The organism is Patulibacter medicamentivorans (assembly GCF_000240225.1).
In the GTDB taxonomy this organism is placed as follows: domain Bacteria; phylum Actinomycetota; class Thermoleophilia; order Solirubrobacterales; family Solirubrobacteraceae; genus Patulibacter; species Patulibacter medicamentivorans.
On sequence record NZ_AGUD01000230.1, the window covers coordinates 1 to 6428 of the forward strand.

Genomic DNA, 6428 nt, shown 5'->3' on the forward strand with positions numbered 1-6428 from the left:
CCTCGCGCCGCGCCCCGGCTAGTGGCCGACGGCGTTCCGATACTTGCGGACCGCGAAGAACGCGGCCACGATCGTGATCCCGACCACCCACAGGAACGAGACCCAGACGTCGCTGTTGGCCGGTGCCGCGGGGCCGCCGACGAACAGGTGCCGGACGGCGTCGACCCAGGTCGTGAACGGGTTGGCGTTGGCGAACTCGCGAAGGCCGTCGGGCATCGTCGCCGGCGGGACGAAGATCCCCGACGCGAACGTCAGCGGGAAGATCACGGTGAAGCCGATCGCGTTGGCGCTCTCGGCCGATCCGCCCGCCAGGCCGATCAGGGCGAAGACCCAGCTGAAGGCGAAGCCGATCATCAGCAGCAGCACGATCCCGAGCACCACCTGGCCGACGTCGGTCCCGAACGAGAAGCCGACGACCAGGCCGACGACGATCAGCAGCACCAGCTGCAGGCTGTTGAGGACGATGTCGGCGAACGAGCGGCCGGCGAGCACGGCGATCCGCGACATCGGCAGCGACCGGAAGCGGTCCATCAGGCCCTTGCTCATGTCGTCGGCGACGGCGAGCGCGGTGACGAACCCGCCGAAGGCGATCGACTGGACGATGATCCCCGGCATCAGGAACTGGGCGTAGTTGTCGAAGCCCGGGGTCTGGATCGCGCCGCCGAAGACGTAGCGGAACAGCAGCACGAACATGATCGGCTGGATCGTGAAGCCGATCAGCAGGTCCGGCTGGCGCGGGATCCGCCGCAGCTGGCGGCCGGCCAGGACGGTGGTGTCGCTGAAGGTGGTGGCGAGGCTCATCGGGACTCCTCCGCGGCGTCGTCGGCGGCGTCCTCGGCGGGACGGCCGGTCAGGGTCAGGAAGGCGTCGTCGAGGGTCGGCCGGTGGACGCCGATGTCCGAGATCTCGACGCCCGCGGCGTCCAGGCGGCGAACGGCGGCGGCGACCCCGCCGGCGTCGGGCCGCAGCGGCAGCCGCACGACCCCGTCCTCGGCGTCGTCGTCGGCAGCCGTGGGGGCGGATCCGTCGCAGAGCGGCTGGAGCGCCGCGAGGGCCGCGGCGGCCTGGCCGTGGTCGACCAGGTGGACCTCGACCCGCTCCCCGCCGACCCGCGACTTCAGCTCGTCGGAGGTGCCCTCGGCGATCACGCGGCCGTGGTCGATCACGGCGATCTGGTCGGCCAGGCGGTCGGCCTCGTCCAGGTACTGCGTGGTCAGCAGGACGGTCGTGCCGTCGGCGACCCGCTCCTCGATCGTCTCCCACAGCGACAGCCGGCTGCGGGGGTCGAGGCCGGTCGTCGGCTCGTCGAGGAAGAGCACCGGCGGGCGGACGACCAGCGCCGCGGCCAGGTCGAGGCGCCGGCGCATGCCGCCGGAGTAGGTGCCGGCCGTGCGGTTGGCGGCGTCGGTCAGCGAGAACTCCTCGAGCAGCTCGTCGGCTCGCTGCCGGGCGTCGCGCGCCGACAGGTGGTAGAGCCGTCCGACCATCCGCAGGTTCTCGGCCCCGGTCAGGTACTCGTCGACCGCGGCGTACTGCCCGGCCAGGCCGATCTGCGACCGCAGCTCCTGCGCGTCGTCGGCGACGTCGAGCCCGGCCACGCGGACGCTGCCCGCGTCGGGCTGCAGCAGCGTCGTCATGATCCGGACCGCGGTCGTCTTGCCCGCGCCGTTGGGACCGAGCAGGCCGAGCACCGAGCCGGTGGGGGCCGTCAGGTCGATCCCCGCGAGGGCCTCCACGTCGCCGAAGGACTTGACCAGCCCCCGGACCTCGATCGCCGCGTCGTTCTCCGCCTGGTCCACCACGCAGGCCACCGTACCTGGCGTGTCGGCGTTCGTCTTGGACGTTTCGGAGAAATGTTGCGGACGCCGATCGGGTTCGAGTCCTGCGTACGCCGCCACGTCGTCGTCCGGGTCCGCGCCGATCCCCCCGACCGGGCGGGACCTCGCGTCGCGAACGCGCCGAGCCCAGCGGAGGGCTAGCATCCCCGCGCGTGGACGTCGGAAGCCGCTCTCCGGACCGACCCGACTCCCGCTGAAAGCGCGACCCGTGACTCCGGTGCCCGCTGGGTGCCGCCCCCCGTCGCGCGCTTCCCACCGAATCAGGAACGGCACATGGACCTGCTCGAGTACCAAGGCAAGCAGCTGTTCGGACGCCACGGCCTCGCCGTGTCCGACGGCAAGGCCGTCACGACCGTGGATGACGCGGTCGCGGCAGCGAACGAGATCGGCTACCCCGTCGTCGTCAAGGCCCAGGTCTTGATGGGCGGCCGCGGCAAGGCCGGCGGCGTGAAGCTGGCGTCCAACGAGGAGGAGGCGCGCGAGCACGCGACCAACATCCTCGGCCTCGACATCAAGGGGCACATCACGCGCACCCTCTGGATCGAGCACGCGTCCGACATCGCCACCGAGTACTACGCCTCGGTGCTGCTGGACCGCTCGGCCAAGAAGCCGCTGGTGATGTTCTCCACGGAGGGCGGCGTCGAGATCGAGACCGTCGCCGAGGAGACGCCCGAGAAGCTGATCAAGGAGAACGTCGACCCGCTGGTCGGCCTGACCCGCGAGCAGGCGATCGGGATCGCCACCAAGGGCGGCGCCGACGCCGACGTGATCGAGGGCGTCGCCGACGCGCTCGTCGCGCTCTACGAGGTCTGGATCGAGGAGGACGCCAGTCTCGCCGAGATCAACCCGCTGATCGTCACGCCCGACCGCCAGGTCAAGGCGCTCGACGCGAAGGTCTCGCTGGACGGCAACGCGGCCTTCCGCCACCCCGACCACGCCGACCTCGGCGACAAGGCCAACCTCGACCCGATCGAGGTCCAGGCGGCCGAGCAGGACGTCGTCTACGTCAAGCTCGACGGCAACATCGGGATCCTCGGCAACGGCGCCGGCCTGGTGATGTCGACGCTCGACGTCGTCGCCCAGCACGGCGGATCGCCGGCCAACTTCCTCGACGCCGGCGGCGGATCGGACGCGGAGAAGGTCAAGCAGGCCGTCCAGATCATCCTCAGCAACGAGAACGTCAAGGCGGTGCTGTTCAACATCTTCGGCGGCATCACCCGCTGCGACGAGGTCGCCAACGGCCTGGTCGCCGCGTTCGCCGACCTCAAGCCGACCGTCCCGTTCGTCGTCCGCCTGGACGGCACCAACGACGTCCTCGGCCGCGAGATCCTCGAGAAGGCCGCGCTGCCGAACGTGTACGCCGAGAAGACGATGGACTCGGCGGCCGCCAAGGTCGTCGAGCTGGCGAAGGAGAGCCGCTGATGTCGATCCTGGTCGGTAACGACACCAAGCTGGCGGTCGCCGGCATCACCGGGCGCGAGGGCTCGTTCCACACGCTCAACAACCGCAGGTACGGGACCAACGTCGTCGGCGGCGTGAACCCGAAGAAGGCGGGCGAGAACGTCGAGGGGATCCCGGTCTTCGCCAACTGGGAGGACACCGTCAAGGAGTCCGGCGCCAACACGGCGATGATCTTCGTGCCGCCGCCGTTCGCCGCCGCGTCGGCGCTCGAGGCCGCGCAGGCCGGCGTCGAGCTGGTCGTGATCATCACCGAGGGCATCCCGGCCCACGACGAGCTGAAGCTCTACAACACGATCAAGCGCGACCACCCGAACACCCGCGTGGTCGGCCCGAACTGCCCCGGCATCCTGTCGCCGGGCAAGGCCAACGTCGGCATCATCCCGGCGTCGTTCTTCAAGCCGGGCAACGTCGGCGTCGTCTCGCGGTCGGGCACCCTGACCTACCAGATCGGCAACGAGCTGGCCCAGGCCGGGTTCGGCAACTCCTCGATCGTCGGCATCGGCGGCGACCCGGTTCCGGGCTCGTCGTTCGTCGACATCATCGAGCTGTTCGAGAAGGACGACCAGACCGAGCTGATCGTGCTCTCGGGCGAGATCGGCGGCTCGGCCGAGGAGGAGGCCGCGGAGTACATCGCGGCCAACGTCAGCAAGCCGGTCGTCGGCTACATCGCGGGCTTCACCGCCCCCGAGGGCAAGCAGATGGGCCACGCCGGCGCGATCGTCTCGGGCTCGGCGGGCACCGCCGCGGCGAAGGCCGAGGCGCTGGAGTCCAAGGGCGTGCGCGTCGGTCGCACCCCGACCCAGGTCGCGGAGATCGCGATCGAGATCCTGAAGGGCTGAGCCGCGGCGGCGGCCGGGCCACGCGCTCGGTCGTCGCGCGGTCTGCCGTCGCGACGGCGACGGATCTCCTCGACGGGGCGGCTTCGGCCGCCCCGTCGTCGTTCCGGGGTGGCGTTGGGCGGGAGCGGCGTCGAGCGGGCCGGCGTCGAGCGGAAGCGGCGGGTAGCGGGTCAGTCGACGGCGACGACGACCGGGCCGGCGGTCAGTCGACGGGCCGGATCGCGATCGCCGTCCGGGCGGCCCGGCCGCCGACCATCGACGCCAGCCGGACGGCCCGCAGCTCGACCCCGTAGCGCGCGGCCAGCGCGGCCTGGGCGTCGGCGCCCTCGTCGCCCGAGAGCTCGGCGGCGACCGCCGGCAGGTCCGGTCCCTGCCGCCGGCCGGTCGCGTCGCACGGCGCCACCAGCACCTCGGCGCGGGCTCTGATCCGCTCGAGCTTGGCCGGGTCCCTGGTGGCGACGACGATCCGGCCGCCGTCAGCGGCGAACCAGGCGGTGTCGGTGACCGTCGCCCCGTTGCCCGCGAACGTCGTCAGCAGCAGCGCCCGGCTGCCGGCCAGCGGCGGGAAGACGTCGGCGATCGCGATCGCCGTCTCGGCGTCGTCGGTGACGCCCGGAACCCGACCGACGAGCCGCCCGGGAACCGCCGTCACGGCCCGGGCGACCGGCGAGACGACCCGGGCCCACGGCTTGACGACGTGACGCAGCGGCATGCGCTCCAGGGTAGGCGCCGTCCGCCCCGATCTCCAGGGTCCCGCGCCGACGTGACGCGAGCGTCACGGATGGCGGGAAGGCCGCCGGGGCCGTGAGCGGGAGGGCCGTGAGGGCGTGGCGTCCGTTCCGGGGCCGTCGGTCCTCCGCGACCACGTGCACGGGGCGCCACGCCCCACGTCCGCCGCGACCTTCGGCGCGTGGTGCTCGCTGGAGGCGCAGCAGGCGCCACACCCAGCCCGGCCGTGGGCCCTTGGCGTCTAATGCTCGTACCCGACCCGACCCGGCCCGACCCGACCCGACCCGGCCCGATCCGGCTTGCGGCCGCATCCGCCTGGCGGTCCCGGCCCGGCAAGGGGGGCGAACGTCACCAGCCACCCCCACGCCGCGAGTGGCCCGATCCCTTGACCACCGCCCACGGCACGACACCGACCCCACCCCGCCGGTGACCACCCACCAAGCGCCACTCACCCCCCCGCTCAGCACCGTCGCCGCGCCACTGGGCCCCGCCAGCCCGATCCGCCGCGCCGAGCCACCCAACGTCCTGCCCACCCGGCCAGCCCAGCCAAGCGCACCGCACCCAGCACGCCCGACCACGAACACCCCGCCCGCACCCGTACCCGGCCCCAGTCGCCAGCACGCAAGACCCCGCAGCACCACCGACAGCCCGCCGGCCAACAAGGCGAGGCGGCAGCCGCCAGCTACCCCCACGCCCGGCCCACCCAGCCAACCCCGAGAAGGCCCGCAACCCGGCGGCCCGATCACCCACGCTCCCCCGAGCCAACCCACGCCACGCCACGCCCACCCGCCCGCCGAGCGCCCCACCCCGCCGAGCCGCCCACGGCCTCGCGGCCTCACCCCCGCCCGACCCCGACCACGGCCACGACCCCCTACCCGTCCCGGAACGCCCAGCCGAAGCGGAAGGCGACGTGCAGCATCGCGATCGTTCCGGGGTCGCGGAGCGAGCGGCCGAGCCGCTCCTCGATGCGGCTCAGCCGATAGCGCAGGGAGTTGGGGTGCAGGTGCAGCGCCTGGGCGGTGCTGGTCACGTCCAGGCGGTGCTCCAGGAAGACCCGCAGGGTGTCCTCCAGCGGCGGACCGCCGAGCGCGTCGATCACGGCCTGGCGGCGCGGGGCGAAGAGGTGCGGGTCGGCGTCGCAGACCAGGGCGGTGACGAGGTCGAGCTGCTCGTGGCCGAGGACCCGGGAGCGACCGCCGGCGTCGACGTTGGCGAGCTGCTGGAGCGCGAAGCGGGCGTCCTGGTAGCTACGCGGCAGCTGCTCGACGTTGGCCGTCGCCCGCCCGACCCCGGCGTCGAGCGGGCCGGCCGCCGAGGCCAGGTCGTGGAGCGCCGGCTCGAGCACGTCGGCCAGCGGCTCGGGGGCGATCAGGACGAGGTCGAGCTCGCGCGTGGTCAGCAGGAACGGGACGTCGTCCGAGGTCAGCTGGGCCTCCAGCTCGGCCCGGACCCGACCGAGGATCTGCGGCGCCGCCTCGCGACCCTCGGCCGCCGGCCGTCCCGACCCGGACCCCGGCGCCCCACCCGCCGCGCGCCCGGCCGCCGGCGCCCCACCCGCCGC

The 6428-nt window shown here is 73.2% G+C and carries 6 protein-coding genes; 2 read left to right on the forward strand and 4 right to left on the reverse strand.

All coding sequences use genetic code 11. The features are described from left to right. Positions 1-18: 18 nt before the first annotated feature. On the reverse strand, positions 19-801 hold the full coding sequence (locus tag PAI11_RS15330; RefSeq protein WP_007576413.1) for an ABC transporter permease: 783 nt from the start codon (positions 799-801) through the stop codon (positions 19-21). Then, on the reverse strand, positions 798-1799 hold the full coding sequence (locus tag PAI11_RS15335; protein ID WP_007576414.1) for a daunorubicin resistance protein DrrA family ABC transporter ATP-binding protein: 1002 nt from the start codon (positions 1797-1799) through the stop codon (positions 798-800). The genes PAI11_RS15330 and PAI11_RS15335 overlap by 4 nt, the downstream gene beginning before the upstream one ends. A gap of 312 nt (positions 1800-2111) precedes the next feature. On the opposite strand from PAI11_RS15335, the gene sucC reads away from it, so the two are divergent. Further along, the gene (gene sucC / locus PAI11_RS15340; protein WP_007576415.1) at positions 2112-3260 is read left to right on the forward strand and encodes an ADP-forming succinate--CoA ligase subunit beta; all 1149 of its coding nucleotides are present in this window, start codon (positions 2112-2114) and stop codon (positions 3258-3260) included. Continuing rightward, positions 3260-4138, forward strand: coding sequence for a succinate--CoA ligase subunit alpha (gene sucD, locus PAI11_RS15345; protein ID WP_007576416.1), 879 nt, complete (start codon positions 3260-3262; stop codon positions 4136-4138). The genes sucC and sucD overlap by 1 nt, the downstream gene beginning before the upstream one ends. A gap of 202 nt (positions 4139-4340) precedes the next feature. Here sucD and PAI11_RS24570 read toward each other — a convergent pair whose 3' ends face one another. Together PAI11_RS24570 and PAI11_RS27355 are read right to left on the reverse strand one after the other, a co-directional pair. Further along, the gene (locus tag PAI11_RS24570) at positions 4341-4850 is read right to left on the reverse strand and encodes a PPOX class F420-dependent oxidoreductase (RefSeq protein ID WP_007576417.1); all 510 of its coding nucleotides are present in this window, start codon (positions 4848-4850) and stop codon (positions 4341-4343) included. A gap of 888 nt (positions 4851-5738) precedes the next feature. Continuing rightward, positions 5739-6428: PucR family transcriptional regulator (locus PAI11_RS27355; protein WP_170320737.1), on the reverse strand; the 690-nt coding region annotated here is incomplete at its 5' end.

Excerpts from the sequence above, each read along its gene's own strand:
- PAI11_RS15330 (WP_007576413.1), bottom strand. The coding sequence starts at position 801 with ATGAGCCTCGCCACCACCTTCAGCGACACCACCGTCCTGGCCGGCCGC.
- PAI11_RS24570 (WP_007576417.1), bottom strand. The coding sequence starts at position 4,850 with ATGCCGCTGCGTCACGTCGTCAAGCCGTGGGCCCGGGTCGTCTCGCCG.
- sucD (WP_007576416.1), top strand. The coding sequence starts at position 3,260 with ATGTCGATCCTGGTCGGTAACGACACCAAGCTGGCGGTCGCCGGCATC.
- sucC (WP_007576415.1), top strand. The coding sequence starts at position 2,112 with ATGGACCTGCTCGAGTACCAAGGCAAGCAGCTGTTCGGACGCCACGGC.